Consider the following 15,520-nt stretch of genomic DNA (forward strand, 5'->3'; position numbering starts at 1 on the left):
TGGATAAAACGGCAGCCTAATTCCACAAAATCACATGGAAACACCGACCAAAATCAAACTGCTCGCAGTCATTGCCATCATTGCAGGTCCCATCCTCACCTACAACGGCCACAAGGACAAGGAACGCCTGGCCGCGCTCGACAAGGACGGCGTCACGGTGGATGGCATTATCGAGGGAGGAGAGTGGAAAAAAGGGCGGCGCTCCAGCAGCTACAAGTTTGATGTCTCCTACACCCCGCAGAATGCCTCCCCGGTGAAGCAGACCTTCCAGGTCACCTCCAACTTTTTCTCCGCTCACGCCAGCGACACCGCGGTCACCGATCCTGCGGTCAAAGTACGCTATCTTCCCTCTGCCATCCAGGACAGCGCCATTGTCGTCGGCGGCTCCACGGACATGACAGCCATGTTCGGTGTAGGCATCGGGGCCTTCGCCATCGGCTTGTGTACTTCGATTGGCATGTTCTTCTTCAAGAAGTAGCTGCGCCTGCATTGGCCCATCTCATCTGCCACGGCGGGAGGTTTCTCCCGCCTTTTTCATGCCCGGAAGAAACATCCCGCACCTTGACCACAGATCAGAACACCGCCATGCAGTGACTTCCCTCCCATGGCCAAAATCCGCATCAAGTCAGCCGGCAAAATCATCGCAGGAATCATGCGCTGCATCGGCACCACCCTGCGCTGGGAAGTGCGCGATGACGCCGGAGTTTTTGACGCCACGCGCAAAGGCTGGATCTGGTCCTTCTGGCACAACCGCATGTTCCTCATCCCCTGGCTGCACCATGAGTGGTTCGCCAACGTCCCCGGCACCATCCTCACCAGCCCCAGCGGAGACGGCCAGATCATCGCCGATGTCTGCGCCAGCTTCGGCATCGAGGCCGAGCGCGGCTCCAGTTCCAAGCCCGAGAAAGGCATGAGCGCCCTCATCGCCCTCGCGGCCAAGGCACGCGAAGGCTACGAGATCGGCATCACTCCCGATGGCCCGCGCGGCCCACTGCACCGTGTACAGCCAGGCATCGTCAAGCTCGCCCAGCTCACCGGCGTGCCCATCATCCCAGTGCACATGCACTACAGCCACGCCATCCAGTTCAAGACCTGGGATGAATTCCTCCTGCCCCTGCCCTTCTCCAAAGTCACCCTCGTCTTCGACAAGCCCCATCACATCCCCCGCCGCATGACCGAGGAGGAGTTCGAGCAAAAGCGCCTCGCATTGGAAGATGTCATGCGTTTTGGAACCACCCTTGAAAATCTCCAGCGCTCCCGCTAGCCTCACGGCATGGACACGCTCTCCGTCCGTTGCAACCACTGTGGCGCCCCTCTGCAAGTCTCCGACACCACACGCTTCGTCACCTGCCAGTTCTGCCACAGCAGCCTCGAGGTGAAGCGCACGGACAACTCCATCTTCACCGAAGAAGTCGCCAGGATCGCCGCAAATACCGGCAAGATGGCCGAGAGCCTGGAGGTCATCGCTCTGCAAAATGAAATTGAGAAACTGGATCGCGAGCTGGGCATGGATCACATGCTCGACGCAAAAAAGGACGCCTCGGGACCAGCCTCAAAAATCATGGGCTCCATGTTTGGAGTCTTTTTCACCGTTGTCTGCATTCTCATGGCCACAGGCTTCTCCAAAGCAGGTGCAGGCATTTTCACCATTGTCCCACTCGGCATGGGCGTATTCGGGATCATCATTTCCATTTCTTCCTTGCGCAGTGTCCTGAAGGAAAACACCACTCATTCCAAATATCGGGAACGCCGTGAAGCACTGGAGCGCCAGTTGGAAGCGTTAAAACAAAAGTAATGCTCATCGCCTTCTACAAGCCCTTCGACGTCCTCTCCCAGTTCACCCAGGAGCATCCCTCCCACCGCACCCTCGCCGAGTTCGGCTTCCCTCCGCACGTCTATGCCATCGGCCGCCTCGACCGCGACTCCGAAGGCCTCCTCCTCCTCAGCGATGAAGCCCGCTGGAACGACCGCCTCCTCAATCCCCGCCACGCCCACCCCCGCACTTACCACGCCCAAGTGGACGGCACCGTCACCGAAGAAGCTTTGAAAAAGCTCCGCTCCGGAATCGACCTCAAAGACTTCCACTCCCTCCCCTGCAAAGCCCGCCGCCTCGAAACCGAGCCCCCTCACCCGCCGCGCACTCCCCCCATCCGCGTCCGCAAAAACATCCCCACCTCCTGGCTCGAGCTCACCCTCACCGAAGGCAAAAACCGCCAGGTCCGCCGCATGACCGCCGCCGTCGGCCACCCCACCCTCCGCCTCATCCGCGTCTCCATCGGCAGCCTCACCCTTCAGGATCTGGGCCTGAGCGCAGGCCATTGGCGCGGATTGACCTCCGAAGAACAGCACCGAGTCCTCCCCACCTCAAAGCAGGCTTAAGCCCTCCGAGCGTTCAGAAATCGAAAATCGATGGTTCGACAATCGTCAATCCTCCGGAAACACCCGCCAACCACTGTCCCCCCCTCCGCCGCCCCAAATCCCCCCTTGCACACCCGCGCCACCATGCCATTTTCCGCGCCCTTTCCCCAACCCTAGCATGGCCCTCATCGTCCAGAAATACGGCGGCACCTCCGTCGGCACCCCCGAGCGAATCCGCAATTGCGCACGACGCATTCTGGAAACCCAGCGCGCCGGCAATCAGGTCGTCGCCGTTGTCTCCGCCATGTCCGGTGTTACGGACAATCTCATCAGGCTCGCCAAAGAAGTCTCCCCCGAGCGTGAACCCATCGAGCGCGAGATGGACGTCCTCCTCGCCACCGGAGAGCAGACCACCATCGCCCTCACCGCCATGGCCATCAATGCCCTCGGTGGCAAGGCCGTCTCCCTCACCGGTGCCCAGGCAGGCATCTCCACCGACCGCGTCCACACCAAGGCACGCATCGTCAACATCACCCCGGATGCCGTGAAAAAGATGCTCGACGAAGGCAACATCGTCATGCTCGCCGGTTTCCAGGGCGAGACCGCCAGCGGCGAAATCACCACCCTTGGCCGTGGCGGCAGCGACCTCACCGCCATCGCCATGGCCGCCGCCATCAAGGCCGACCTCTGCCAGATCTACACCGACGTGGACGGCGTCTACACCTGCGACCCACGCGTGGTGAAGACCGCCCAGAAGATCAACGAGATCAGCTACGAAGAGATGCTCGAAATGGCCTCCTCCGGCTCCAAGGTGATGCAGAGCCGCAGCGTCGAGTTTGCCAACAAATTTGGTGTGCGCTTTGAAGTGCGCAACAGCATGAACAACAACCCCGGTACCATCGTGAAAGAAGAATCCCCCGGCATGGAGTCCGTCGTCGTCCGCGGCGTCAGCCTCGAGCGCAACCAGGCCAAAGTCACCATCGACGACGTCGCAGACCGTCCAGGCATCAGCGCCGCCATCTTTGGCGCCATCGCCACGGCCAATGTCACGATCGACATGATCGTCCAGAACGTCAGCTTTGATGGCATCACCGACATCTCCTTCACCCTCAGCGGGGCAGACCTCGCCAAGGCCGAGGCCGTTCTCAATGCAGTCCTGCCCACCCTTGGAGACAAGGCCAAGCTTCGCACCCAGAGCAGCATCGCCAAGGTCAGCGTCGTCGGCATCGGCATGCGCAGCCACAGTGGCGTCGCCGCCAAGATGTTCAAGGCCCTCGCAGACGCCAAGATCAACATCCAGATGATCTCCACCAGCGAGATCAAGACCGCCGTCATCGTGGACGAAGCCGAAGTCGAAAACGCCGCCCGCGTCGTGCACACCGCCTTCGGCCTCGACGCCTGAAAATCATAAGTGATGCAGGCACTCCTGCCTGCGATTCGAGCGTCCCATCTTGCTCCAAGATGGGACGCTTTTTTCTGCCCCCAATGCAATGAGGCAGGAACTCATACCACGCAGACCTGAAGACGGGTCTCATGGATGGAATCCAGCATCCCATGAGGCCAGCCAGCACTCTGGCGGAGAGGAATCGTCCCGATCCCTCACGCTCCCGCATAGCCCCTGAATTCTCACGTCACCACAAAGCCCAGCCCCCCGCTTCATCCAGCGCCATAGCACATCCGCGAACACGCTGCAGGTGGGAGGATCAAGATGATCCCCTCCGTCGGCTCGCGCCTCCACCTTCAGACCCGTTTTCATCGCTTCAGGGTATCAATCCTTATCAGCCGCTGCAATCCTCACCTGGCAGACACCGCTGCCACGTTACCGCAAGACTGGATGCGCACGCAGTTCTCTAGGCTGCGGGTGGCTCGACCAAGCCACGGTTCGCCACGCACCATCAAGCGAACAACCAGCACCAGCCATCATCCAAAAAAAACACAAAACCCCGGCCCGCACTCACATGCGAAACCGGGGTGATGAAAAAACACCGGCGCGTCAGACTACGCGCTGCGCTTCAGGTAATACTGCTGGTACACGTTCTCGTTCAGCTTCAGCTTCGCGCGCAGGCTGTCCAGGGCGGCAGGCTCGCCGTTGAACTGGATGTTGATGAAGTGCCCGCCTTCGACGTGGCGTGGGTTGAAGGGGAACTTGCGTTTGCCCATGTTGTCGATCTGCTCAAGCTTCAGTCCGGACTTTTCCATGTCCTTGCTGATGGTGCTGACGAGGGAGTCAACGGTTTCTTCTTTGCCTTTGGTGTCGAGCACGATGAGTGCCTCGTATTTGCGGTTCATAGGTGGTGTGGTTCGGGGTTAAGATTCGGATTGTCGGTTGAAGACATTCATGGCGGTTTCCAGCCCGCGATCAACCGCAGAAAGCACGGCGTCAGCAGCACGCTGGATCACCGTCTGCAGTTCAGCCTGCTCCTCGGGGCGGAATTTTCCCAGCACGTGTCCCACCATGCGGTCACCGGCTGGCCGGCCATCTGCCGGAGAGATTCCCACTTTCAGGCGCGGAAACTCCTGCGTACCCAGAGAGGAGATAAGAGAACGGATTCCGTTGTGCCCGGCCGCAGAGCCGTTCGTGCGAAAGCGCAGACGCCCCAGTGGCAGATCGACATCGTCGTAAACCACAAGCGTTTGCTCGGGCGTGGCTTTGTAAAAGTGGCCCACAGATTGCACGGAGCGGCCGCTGTCGTTCATAAACGTCAGCGGCTTGAGCAGATACCCGCCTGCAAACTTGGCCACCATGCCAGCCCAGCGCTTTTCCTCGCGGAAAGCGGCTCCCAGGCGTCGTGCGATTTCGTCCAGCACCATAAATCCGATGTTGTGGCGTGTGTCGCGGTAGGTTTCTCCGGGATTGCCGAGGCCTACAATGAGTCGCGGCGCGTTCACGCCGCTGCTCTTTGTATCCGCACCGGAAGCCACATCGTGGAAAAAGGGCGGAAATTACTTCTTGGCGGCTGGCTTTGCAGCAGCGGCAGGGGCTGCGGCTCCGGCGGCTGGCTTCGCACCAGCGGCAGGGGCTGCGGCAGCGGGCTCAGGCTCCGCTTCCACCTTGGGCTCTTCGCACATGACGATGACGACATCACCACCCAGACGGGGAGTGACACCGGCAGGGAAGTTGATTTCACCCACGTGGATGCCTTTGCCGACTTCAAGGCTGGTGACGTCGATCTGAATGCTCTCAGGAAGATCCTTCGGCAGGCAGCGCACTTCGATTTCGTGGTGGATGGCTTCCACCATGCCGCCCTGCTTCTGTCCCTTGGCCTCGCCAACGATCGTCACAGGCACGTTGGCATGGATTTCTTCGTCAGCGGCCACAGCGTGGAAGTCAATGTGTAGGATGCCGCCGCGCAGGTAGTCGTGCTGCACTTCCTGCACCAGCGCCAGCTGCTCTTCTCCGGCGATCTTCAGCGAGACGAGAATGTTGTCCGAGGCGCTGCCTTCGAGAAGCTTCGAGAAGGTTTTGCCATGCACCTGAATGCTGGAAGGCTTCACCTTGCGACCATAGAGGGCGGCGGGAATGTTGCCTGCTTTGCGCATGCGTTTGACGGCGCCGGTACCGGACTGGGTGCGGACTTCTGCCTGGAGATCGAGAATTTTGGCCATGGTCGGGGTTCCTCAGGGGAGGAGATTAAGTTTTGGAAAAAGGGCGCGGAGAATACACGCCTATCCCCGCGTGTCAAACAGGGATGTGACAGACTCGTTCCCGTGAATGCGGGCAATCGCCTGCGCCAGCAGGGGGGCGATGTCCAAAGCGGTGACTTTTTCCCCCGTCGCCTGCGGCGTCGAGTTCGTGGCCAGCAGCTCCACAATCGGCGATTTGGCGATGCGCTCCCGCCCCTTGTCGCCCAGCACTGCATGGGAGACCCCGGCGTAAATTTTCTTCGCCCCATGCTTCAGCAGAAGCTCTGAAGCTGCGGTCAGCGTACCGGCGGTTTCCGTCAGGTCGTCCACCAGCAGCACATTTTTCCCGGCCACGTCTCCGATCACGCTGTGCGCCTCCACCTCTTCGGCGCTCACCCGGTTTTTCGCCACGATCGCCATCGGCGCACCCAGCGCCTTGGCAAAGGCATGCGTCATCTTGATGCCTCCCACATCGGGAGAGACCACCACCAGGTCTCCGATCTCGCGCTCGCGGATCGTCTTCATCAGCACCGGCGCGGCGTAGAGGTGATCCACCGGAATGTCAAAAAAGCCCTGAATCTGCCCCGCGTGCAGGTCCACCGTCAGCACCCGGTTCACCCCGGCGGCCACCAGCAGGTTCGCCACCAGCTTTGCCGTGATCGGCACCCGCGGGCGGTCTTTGCGGTCCTGCCTGGCATACCCGAAAAACGGCAGCACGGCCGTGATGCGGTTGGCGCTCGCACGGCGCACGGCATCCACCATGATCAGCAGCTCCATCAGATTCTGATTCGTCGGCGGGCACGTCGGCTGCACGATGAAGACATCACCACCGCGGATGTTCTCGTGGATCTGCACGAAAGTCTCTCCATCTGGGAAAGTGGTCAGCTCAGCGGCGCAAAGCTCGATGTTCAGGTTTTGGGCAATCGACTTCGCCAGCGTCGGATGCGCGGAGCCGCTTAAAATCTTCAGACTTTCATTCATGGGGCGCGGAGTTAGGCGAGCCTGTCACAGAAATCAACCCATCGCATCATTCCGTCTCTCAATGCTTGTGCTTCGGGTTAAATTTCCGTAGCCCTGGCGGTAAATCTGCTGCTAAATTACCCACCCCTTACCTAGATCTGCCATGAGTGATTCCTTCATGCCACCTCCCCCGCCGAAGACCACCGGCGGCGGCTGGCGCTGGGAGCCGCCCTCTCCGGCGGAGCTGCAGAAAATTTTGCCCCATTACCAGGTCCACATGCTCATCGGCAGGGGCGGCATGGGGGCCGTCTATAAAGGCACTCAGCTCAGTCTTGAGCGCACCGTGGCCATCAAGCTGCTCCCTCCCGCCATGGATCGGCAGGATCTCGCTTTTGCCGAACGCTTCAAAAACGAGGCCCGCCTCATGGGCCGCATGAATCATCCCGCCATCGTCAGTGTCTATGACTTTGGCAGCACGGCAGACGGCCTGCTCTACTTCGTCATGGAGTACGTCGACGGCACCGACGTCCAGCGCATGATCGCCCGCGAAGGAAAGCTCCCTCCGGAGCACGCCCTCGCCATCACCGCCCATTTGTGCGACGCCCTCGGCTACGCCCACAAGCAGGGCATCGTCCACCGCGACATCAAGCCCTCCAACGTCCTCATCGACGTCGAAGGCCGCGTCAAAGTCGCAGACTTCGGCCTTGCAAAACTTTCGGACAAAAATCAGAACTCCGGCCTCACCCAGACCGGCATGGCCATGGGCACCCCCGACTACGTGGCTCCGGAAACGCTCATGCTCGGCTCGGACGTGGACGGCCGCGCAGACATCTACGCCGTCGGCGTCATGCTGTATCAGATGCTCACGGGAGACATCCCTCGCGGCATGTTCAAGATGCCCTCGCAGAAATTTCAGAGCATCGACCCCCGCTTCGACGCCATCGTTCGCCGCGCTTTGGAGCACGACCGCGAGGACCGCTACCAGAGCAGCCACGAGCTGCGTCAGGCCCTGGACGTGATTTTGACCACCCCGCGCGCCATCTCCGGTCAGGAATCCAGCGCCGTGCTGCCCAGGCAGCAGCCAAACACTCACGGCAGGACCGTGGTCCCCTCCTCACGCAACCCCGGCTCCACGCAGCAGCGCACCCCGTCCAGACAGGACCCTTATCAGCCACCGCCTCCGTCCAAAGCCAAGCCAGCATCCACGATGCCCTACGTCCTCGCCGCCCTGCTCATGCTCGGCGTCGGCGGCTGGTTCGTCGTGAATCGTCATTCCCCCTCAGTCCCGCCCAATCCTTTCGAGACAGCAGAAATCACCCCGCCATCTCCACCGGTCCCCACGCCTAAAATCACCCCGTCCCCGTCCACCCAGCCTAAGCCCAAACCGCCGCAGACTACCCCCACGGTCACACCGCCTCAGGTCAGGCCCGCACCTCCCGCCCCCACACCTGTCGTGGTCACACCACCGGCCATGGTCCCGGCCACGCCACCAGTCACCGTCAGGCCCGCCCCTCCAACCCCAGCGCCCTCTGTCAACGAGCCCATCGTCCTGCGCCTGGCCCAGCTTGAGTCCCAGTTCCAGACCGCTTTTGAGCGCGACGTCAACGCCGCTTACACCGATCAGCTCAACACTTTAGGCTCAGGTTATTCCACCGCGCTCGATCGCGCCATGCTGGACGCCAGCAAAGCCGGGCGGCTCGATGAAACACTGGCTTTGCGTGAAGAAAAGCAGCGCTTCACCACGCATAAGTTCATGCCCTCCATTGACCCTGCCAGCCTGCACAAGTCCGTGGTCAGTCTCCGCAACGCCTATCGCAGCGCAGAAAAAAAATACGCCCAGCAGAAGGATGCCTCCTCCCTCCCGCTCTACGATCGCTACATCGAGGTCCTCAACGCCTTGGAAAAGGAAGTCATCTCCCAGGGCCGTGGCGCAGACGCCGCAGCCATCCGCACCAAGCGTGAAGACGTCGTCGCCCGCCGCAGGCAGCGTGCCGCAAAAGCAGCCTCCAGCGCCTCCCTCCCACCGCAGACCTCCCCCTTGGCAGGCAGGCTTTCTTTGTTCGACGGCGAATCCCTCAGCGGCTGGCGCATCATTGGTGACGCCGACTCCTTCACCGTCATCAGCGGCGAGATCCGCAGCAATTCGCGGCCCGGAAACCTCATCTATGTCGGCGCCTCTGGCGTCGCCCCCGACTGGAAAGACTTCACCCTCGAAATCAAAGTCAAATGCCAGGACCGCTCCAATTCCGGCATCTGGCTCCACATACCTGACCCCGTCACCATCATCAACCGCAAGGTCTCGGCCTTTGAGGTGAACATCGACGAAAGCGCCGGCCAGACCGGCTCGATCCTCGGCTCCGTGGAAATGAGCAGCGGGGCGCCTCAAAACCTCCGCATCGACGGCCGCGACACCTTCGGCTCCATCAAATCATCCTCCGAGCGCTACTTCAATCAGTGGCGCGCCATGCGCATCACCAGTAAATCAGGCCTCGTCACCGTGTGGATCAACGGAGTTCAGGTCAATCAGTGGTCTCTGCCCTCCGGCTGGACCCCGTCTGGAAGCAAAAACTACGTCCAGACCTTCGAGGGCACCATCGGCCTGCAGTCAATGAGAGGCAGCGTCGCCTTCAAGGACATCACCCTCGAACTGCTTTGAAAAAAGAGCTCTGCTCTTGAGCCTTGGTGCGTAGTCTAGTCTTTATCATGCCTTGGTTTCACCTCATCATCGCCGGCCTCCTAGAAGTCGCCTGGGCCATCGGCCTCAAGCAAACCGCCGGCTGGACCCGCCTCGGCCCCAGCCTCATCACTGCGGCGCTCATGATCGCCAGCTTCTTCTTTCTCTCCCTCGCCCTCCGCACGCTTCCCCTCGGCACCGCCTACGCCATCTGGACTGGCATCGGCGCCGTCGGCACCGCGCTCATCGGCATCTTCATCTTTGATGAACCCCGCACCGCCGCCCGCCTCGTATGCATTCTGCTCATCATCTCCGGCGTCGTCGGCCTCAAGCTCGCCTCCACCCCGCCCGCCTGATACTGCATTCTGGACTCGTCATTCGGATTTGCTCATTCGTCATTTCCCGCTCCGCCTCTTCCATCTCTCCTTTGACAACCACCCCCCCCGCCTCTTCATTCCCTCTTATGACCCCCAGCCAATACTCCGATTTTCCCTCCGTCATCGCCCCTCAGTCCAGCTACATGGTCCCCACCGTCATCGAATCCGAAGGCCGTGGCGAGCGCGCCTATGACATCTACTCACGCCTGCTGAAGGACCGCATCATCTTCCTCGGCGGCGAGGTCAATGACACCATGGCCTCCATCATCATCGCCCAGCTCCTTTTCCTCCAGATGCAGGACCCCAAGAAGGACATCAACATCTATGTCAACAGCCCCGGCGGCAGCGTCACCGCAGGCCTCGCCATCTATGACACCATGCAGTTCCTCACCTGTGACGTCTGCACCTACTCCATCGGCCTCGTCGCCTCCATGGGCGCCGTCCTCCTCGCCGCAGGCACCAAGGGCAAGCGCTACGCCCTGCCAAACTCCGACATCATGATCCACCAGGTCTCCGGCGGCGCACGCGGCACCGCCAGCGATGTCGAGCGTACCGTCGAGTACATGTTCGGCCTCAAAAAACGCCTCAACCGCATCCTCGCCCACCACACCGGCAAGTCCGTTGAGCAGATCGAGCGCGACGCCGACCGCGACAACTACATGTCCGCCGCCCAGGCCGCCGAATACGGCCTCGTAGACAAAGTCCTCGAAGGCAAAAAGGACATCCCTTCCGACTCCAAATAACCCATTCACCCAAAGAGGGCGGGACTCACACTCCCGCCCTTTTTTGTGCCCAAAAATCATTCATCAAACGCGAATGCTCGCGAATCGCCACGAACCAGGCTCCAACCCAGCGTCATTCCTGTAAATTCGCGGATATTCGCGCCCATTCGCGTTATTAAATATCCGGGTGCCGGATAACTTCGGGTTTTAGCCCGCTCTGACTAACGCTCACGCAATCACCATGCGCTTCAGTGTCATTCTTGCACTCCTCCTCGTCCTGTCAGGATGCGGCAGGAAGACGCCTGCAAAGGTCATCGTGCCCCCGCTGCCAAAAGTAGAGATCTCCGACGTCCCCTCCCCTCCAACTCCGACCATCATCGTTGCAAAAGGCTCCACCCTCCAATCCATTGCGACCACCGCCTACCACCACAGGGATTTCAGCGGTTTCGTGGGACACCTGAATGGCATAACCATCCCTGAACGGCTTCGTGCGGGTGCCACTCTCAAAACCCCATCTTTGCCCGTGGCATTTCGTGATGCAGGTCTGCATCCGCAATATCAACCAGCCATCAACGCACTTGCTAAAGCGTGGATTGATCTGGTGGACATTCTACCTGCATACATCCGTGCACGCGATGACAGCGGGGCGGGTGATGGTTCATCATTCACATTACCAGTCGACATCCAGGTCAGGCTGATCAGTTGCGCAGATGCAATCGATGCATCGATCGATGTCTTGATGCATCCAGCAACAGGGCATGCACTACCACTCAAAACCATCGGACAGCTTGCAGGAGTGTCGGCTTCTCTTCGGAGGTTCTCCAAAGGCTTCGTTGACAGCCGTGACTACGACACCTTCCTCGCTGAAAAAGGCTTCGGCTTGGGATTTACTTATGCCATCCTTTGGGTGCAGTGGGGATACAAGTGAGAGCAAGGCATGTCATCTCCTAGAGTTCCTTTGTTGCCTCACTTGGCAAAAACCGGAGTTCAGTTTTGTGGCCTCCATTTTGCAAATGCACCATCGTCACCTGATCTGGAAACAATTCCCCAAACACCGCGCACCTCAGCGACGCCCCCTCCACGCCCCCCGGCATCTCCACCTCAAAAAATAGCACCACCGCCGGGTCCCCGCTCTTCTCACTCTCCTTCTCCATCTCCCGTCCCACCCACCTCATTTCCGCCGCTTTCCCCAACGCATCCATCACCACAAACGTCTTCTTCAGGTAAGCCAGTACCTGCGCATCAAACTCCGCCGGCGGCACCTTCTCCATCCGCATCTCCCGCTCGCTCTGCCGGATCAGCGCCGTCTCCAGATCGCTGATGAAAACCGTCAGGCTCACCTCCAGCCTTTTCGTCTGCGGATTATACTCCGCCTCCGCCGTCGAGGTATGCACGGCATGCGCATGCAGGCAGGCAGTCGCCACAAAGTACACAATGAACGGCAGAAAACGCATGCCCGCGCATCCTAGCCCGCAACCCCTCTCCGGCAAGCCTTGCGGCCCCATCCACCCCGCATGGCCCGCTCAAAAAAGTGGACGGAACCCTGCTGAAACCCTTATGCTACAGTAAATTCCGTGTATTTCACCACCCCTCCCAGATCCCACTGTCAGCATAGGCCTTCCAGCCTCTGGCACGGCATTTTGGTAGACACCGGGGCTTGGGCCAGCGGCTGCAGCTGCCATCCCAGGCCAGCCGCCACAGCATCCCGTGGGCGCGTGCAACTTCGCACCCGCAGCACCCATTTTTTGTGAACACGCCATGAGACTCATCATCTTCCTGCTCATCTCGCTGCTCGTCGTTCTCGTTCTCACCAACCCCAACGAGACCGAATTCCGCTCCCACATGCAGAACAAATACGGCATCGCAGGCTCGCTCAGCCTCAAAGTGGCCTCCATCTTCTCCGCAGGCACCAGCACCGGCGTATCCCGTGACAATTACTTCATCTTCAGCCGCTACTACATCGGAGGCGATGGCATCCTGCCCCGCACCGATCTGGCATGGGGCGTCGCGGGCAAGTTTTTCGATATCGAAGACTCAGACCACAAGTAGGCCGCTCCCCCTCACGGCTCTGTCCTGCCACCGCCCTCATCCTCCGGGGCTTTTTTTCCCGCAGGCATCTCCACAGTCACGCTCAGCTCCCAGGCGCGGTTCTTGATGCACCACACCAGCGCCGCCAGGCCGATGAAACCCAGCAAAACCAGATGCAGCGCGCACCCTGTCCCGCATCCGATTCCCTGAAACGAATCGTGATAAGTGCGGATATTGGTTCTGCCGGAGTCTCCCATGCATGACAACCTGCGTCATCTTGGATTGGACAGCCAGCGATTGTCGTCGATTTTTAACCTGTCTTTCACCGATCCCTCCACCCAAAACTTCCCGATCCTCCCATGTCACGCCGCGCACAATCCGGAGTACGCCCCACCCACTGGCTGGGCTTGATCGCCATTCTCGCCTTCGTCGGTGGCGGTGGTTTCTTTTTGATGAATCGCACCACCGATCCCATGACAGGCATCACCGAGCTCAGCCCCGGCGAGTTCATGGAAAATGCCACCGCACTCAGCGGCAACGAATACAAGATCGAAGGGGTCGTCGATGACCGGCTCGACAACTGGCGCAGCGCCGAAGGCCGCCTCTTCAGCCTTCAGGTCAGCGACAGCTCAGGCAACAATTTCATTCCCGTCTGGGTCCCGCCAGATTACAAAGGCGCCAACATTCAGCGCCGTCAGCGTTATATTTTCAAGGTGCTCGTCTTGGAAACCGGTGTTCTCAAAGTGCTCGAACTCGTCAAAGCATAACCCCACATTGTTATGAAGCGCCTTACTCTTGCCTTCGCCCTTGCCGCTCTCTGCCCCCTCAGCGCCCAGGTCCTGCCCGGCGGCAACGGCACCGGAGCCACTCCGGCACCCACGACCACCACCTCCAACAACAACTACAACATGGTGCCCGGCAGCGCTGCCGACCGCCAGACCGACACCCAGACCGCCCTCGGCAACATGCCCATGGCCGACCCCGGTTCGGAAAACGTCACCTTCAACGGCAAAATCTGGAACGTGACCAACAACCGTCTCATGCGCTCCCGCTTTGAGACCTACCTCACCACCCCCGAGGCCAACGGCCCCGAAGACCAGGCCTACCGCGACATCATGGCCCAGATCATGGAGTTGCTGGCGCCTACGCACAAACAGGCCCCCGATCCCGTCACCAAAGTCCAGCTCCGTGGCCCCGAAGTCATGAAGGCCTTCGCCCTGCTTCCCGAAGCCGGTGCCGCCAGAATCGACGGCGGCCTCTGCAATGCCGTCGCCAACGCCGTCTGGGATGTTTGGACCTCTCAGAAGCGTGTCAACGAGCGCAAGCTCGCCAACGCCGCCATGCTCGAGCGCCGCAAGCAGCTCGAATGGAATGCGGAAATGGGCCTCAACAGCACCCCGCTGGCCAAAACCGGCGGCACCACCAAGAACAACCAGCAGAACGCCCAGAATCAGCAGACCAACAGCGCCACCGTCGGCCGCACCTCCGGCTACATCAAAGGCATCGCCGAAATCGAAGCCCGCACCAAGCTCAACGAGACCGCCATGGGTCTCTCCGAAGTCACCAGCAAAATCCAGTTTCAGGCCCTCATCATCCAGATGTTCATGCAGCGCCGCTTTGAGCACGCCGTCATCGCCTGCCGCTTCTATCCCAATCTCTTCCGCGACGGCGAAAGCATCCTCCAGCTCGACAAGAACAGCGACGTCCAAAAGATCCTCTCTAGCAGCTTCGGCGTCCCTCCCACCGTCAGCATGATCGACGGCCTCTCCCTCGAAGCCATCCGCAGCGTTGACGAATCCCTCGTCTCCTTTGAAAACCTCGTCGCCCGTCGCGATGTGGACAGCGCCAGCAACCGCCTCCTCGAAGCCTACGGCATCGGCGAGTACCTCCCCCGTGTCCGCCGCCTCCCCATGTCCGAAAAGACCAAGGTCCTCGACTTCGTCCGCAAGAAAAACAAGCTCCTCTCCTTCCTCGAAATGAAGGACTACTCCAGCGCCGAGACCGTCGTCATGGAGCTGCGCGCTACCTCCGACGACTTTGAATACGCCAAGCCCCTCGCCGCGATCCAGACCGCCAAGACCATGAGCAATCTGCACGTGAACAACGCCAATGCAGCCATGGGAAACAAGGACGCCAAAACCGTTGAGGCGGAGATGAAGGCCGCCGCCGAGATCTGGCCCACCAATCCCCGCGTCACCCAGCTCAGCGAGCACATGATGCAGTCCACAGACATGAAGTCCCAGGCTCTCATGGAGTTCGACCGCCTCATCAGCCAGCGCAACTACCGCCAGATCTTCGAAAACCAGGCCCCCTTCATCGCCGCCGTCGCAGACGACCTCACCCGCAAACAGCAGCTCGAAAAAGTCCTCAAGGACATGGGCAAACTCGAGCTCATCCTCGGCGGAGCCAAGGAACTCGCCGCCAGCAGCCCCCCCGCAGCCTGGGAAAAAGTCGAAAAGGAATCCTCCCTCTACCCCGATGATCCCGTGCTCAGCAAACTGCGCGCAGATCTCGGCGTCAAGGCCAGCGAATTCGTCACCGCCATCGAAAACGCCCGCCAGCAGGAGGAAAAGCAGCAGGTCGGTTCCGCCCTCGCCTGGTATCTGAAAGCCAAGAGCATGCATCCCCTCAGCGAGATGGCCCGCGATGGCATCAAGCGCCTCGTTGAAGTCGTCAAAAACGGCGACTCTCCACCGGCCACGCCCGAGACCACCTCCGCCTCGGCGCTCAACAACTAGAGCGCTTTCGTCTCCCGAAAGCGCCTGGCGCTGGCACAG

General features: G+C 60.3%; 18 protein-coding genes. 12 read left to right on the plus strand and 6 right to left on the minus strand.

Annotated features, from left to right (window positions below; translation table 11 throughout):
- Positions 1-34: 34 nt before the first annotated feature.
- The 5 genes from ACZ5WW_RS10690 to ACZ5WW_RS10710 all read left to right on the plus strand — a co-directional run bounded on the left by ACZ5WW_RS10690 (position 35) and on the right by ACZ5WW_RS10710 (position 3,760).
- On the plus strand, positions 35-478 hold the full coding sequence (locus ACZ5WW_RS10690) for a DUF3592 domain-containing protein (RefSeq protein ID WP_377164342.1): 444 nt from the start codon (positions 35-37) through the stop codon (positions 476-478).
- Between the two features lie 126 nt (positions 479-604).
- The gene (locus tag ACZ5WW_RS10695; protein WP_377164340.1) at positions 605-1,264 is read left to right on the plus strand and encodes a lysophospholipid acyltransferase family protein; all 660 of its coding nucleotides are present in this window, start codon (positions 605-607) and stop codon (positions 1,262-1,264) included.
- Positions 1,265-1,273: 9 nt separating this feature from the next.
- A complete protein-coding gene (locus tag ACZ5WW_RS10700) occupies positions 1,274-1,795 on the plus strand; it encodes a hypothetical protein (RefSeq protein ID WP_464694242.1) in 522 nt (173 codons plus the stop codon).
- Positions 1,795-2,379 (plus strand): pseudouridine synthase, encoded by a 585-nt coding sequence (locus tag ACZ5WW_RS10705; RefSeq protein WP_377164336.1) that lies wholly within the window; start codon positions 1,795-1,797, stop codon positions 2,377-2,379. The genes ACZ5WW_RS10700 and ACZ5WW_RS10705 overlap by 1 nt, the downstream gene beginning before the upstream one ends.
- Before the next feature lie 157 nt (positions 2,380-2,536).
- Positions 2,537-3,760, plus strand: coding sequence for an aspartate kinase (locus ACZ5WW_RS10710; protein WP_377164334.1), 1,224 nt, complete (start codon positions 2,537-2,539; stop codon positions 3,758-3,760).
- 596 nt (positions 3,761-4,356) lie between these two features.
- Here ACZ5WW_RS10710 and rpsF read toward each other — a convergent pair.
- From rpsF to ACZ5WW_RS10730, 4 genes are read right to left on the minus strand one after another with little or no spacing between them, the layout of a single operon-like run.
- Complete coding sequence (rpsF, locus tag ACZ5WW_RS10715) at positions 4,357-4,647, minus strand: 30S ribosomal protein S6 (protein WP_377164332.1); 291 nt, start codon at positions 4,645-4,647, stop codon at positions 4,357-4,359.
- 18 nt (positions 4,648-4,665) lie between these two features.
- Positions 4,666-5,247: an aminoacyl-tRNA hydrolase gene (gene pth / locus ACZ5WW_RS10720; RefSeq protein ID WP_377164330.1), complete on the minus strand. Its 582-nt coding sequence runs from the start codon at positions 5,245-5,247 to the stop codon at positions 4,666-4,668.
- A 54-nt stretch (positions 5,248-5,301) separates the two neighbouring features.
- Complete coding sequence (locus tag ACZ5WW_RS10725) at positions 5,302-5,964, minus strand: 50S ribosomal protein L25 (RefSeq protein ID WP_377164328.1); 663 nt, start codon at positions 5,962-5,964, stop codon at positions 5,302-5,304.
- 60 nt (positions 5,965-6,024) lie between these two features.
- Positions 6,025-6,963, minus strand: a complete 939-nt coding sequence (locus tag ACZ5WW_RS10730) for a ribose-phosphate diphosphokinase (RefSeq protein WP_377164326.1) — start codon at positions 6,961-6,963, stop codon at positions 6,025-6,027.
- A gap of 142 nt (positions 6,964-7,105) precedes the next feature.
- On the opposite strand from ACZ5WW_RS10730, the gene ACZ5WW_RS10735 reads away from it, so the two are divergent.
- The 4 genes from ACZ5WW_RS10735 to ACZ5WW_RS10750 all read left to right on the plus strand — a co-directional run bounded on the left by ACZ5WW_RS10735 (position 7,106) and on the right by ACZ5WW_RS10750 (position 11,643).
- The gene (locus ACZ5WW_RS10735) at positions 7,106-9,598 is read left to right on the plus strand and encodes a protein kinase domain-containing protein (protein ID WP_377164324.1); all 2,493 of its coding nucleotides are present in this window, start codon (positions 7,106-7,108) and stop codon (positions 9,596-9,598) included.
- Positions 9,599-9,645: 47 nt separating this feature from the next.
- A complete protein-coding gene (gene sugE / locus ACZ5WW_RS10740; RefSeq protein ID WP_377164322.1) occupies positions 9,646-9,972 on the plus strand; it encodes a quaternary ammonium compound efflux SMR transporter SugE in 327 nt (108 codons plus the stop codon).
- A gap of 107 nt (positions 9,973-10,079) precedes the next feature.
- The gene (locus ACZ5WW_RS10745; RefSeq protein ID WP_377164320.1) at positions 10,080-10,736 is read left to right on the plus strand and encodes an ATP-dependent Clp protease proteolytic subunit; all 657 of its coding nucleotides are present in this window, start codon (positions 10,080-10,082) and stop codon (positions 10,734-10,736) included.
- Between the two features lie 220 nt (positions 10,737-10,956).
- Positions 10,957-11,643 (plus strand): lipoprotein, encoded by a 687-nt coding sequence (locus ACZ5WW_RS10750; RefSeq protein WP_377164318.1) that lies wholly within the window; start codon positions 10,957-10,959, stop codon positions 11,641-11,643.
- A gap of 19 nt (positions 11,644-11,662) precedes the next feature.
- Here the strand turns inward: ACZ5WW_RS10750 and ACZ5WW_RS10755 are convergent, their stop codons facing one another.
- Complete coding sequence (locus ACZ5WW_RS10755) at positions 11,663-12,169, minus strand: DUF6702 family protein (RefSeq protein WP_377164316.1); 507 nt, start codon at positions 12,167-12,169, stop codon at positions 11,663-11,665.
- A gap of 304 nt (positions 12,170-12,473) precedes the next feature.
- Here ACZ5WW_RS10755 and ACZ5WW_RS10760 point away from each other — a divergent pair, with 304 nt between their 5' ends.
- Positions 12,474-12,764 (plus strand): hypothetical protein, encoded by a 291-nt coding sequence (locus ACZ5WW_RS10760; RefSeq protein WP_377164314.1) that lies wholly within the window; start codon positions 12,474-12,476, stop codon positions 12,762-12,764.
- Between the two features lie 11 nt (positions 12,765-12,775).
- On the opposite strand, the gene ACZ5WW_RS10765 is transcribed toward ACZ5WW_RS10760, so the two are convergent.
- The gene (locus ACZ5WW_RS10765; RefSeq protein WP_377164312.1) at positions 12,776-12,910 is read right to left on the minus strand and encodes a hypothetical protein; all 135 of its coding nucleotides are present in this window, start codon (positions 12,908-12,910) and stop codon (positions 12,776-12,778) included.
- A 192-nt stretch (positions 12,911-13,102) separates the two neighbouring features.
- On the opposite strand from ACZ5WW_RS10765, the gene ACZ5WW_RS10770 reads away from it, so the two are divergent.
- The gene (locus tag ACZ5WW_RS10770; RefSeq protein ID WP_377164310.1) at positions 13,103-13,510 is read left to right on the plus strand and encodes a hypothetical protein; all 408 of its coding nucleotides are present in this window, start codon (positions 13,103-13,105) and stop codon (positions 13,508-13,510) included.
- A 12-nt stretch (positions 13,511-13,522) separates the two neighbouring features.
- Positions 13,523-15,481: a hypothetical protein gene (locus ACZ5WW_RS10775; RefSeq protein WP_377164307.1), complete on the plus strand. Its 1,959-nt coding sequence runs from the start codon at positions 13,523-13,525 to the stop codon at positions 15,479-15,481.
- The last annotated feature ends 39 nt before the right edge of the window (positions 15,482-15,520 follow it).

Source organism: Prosthecobacter fluviatilis (assembly GCF_055388355.1).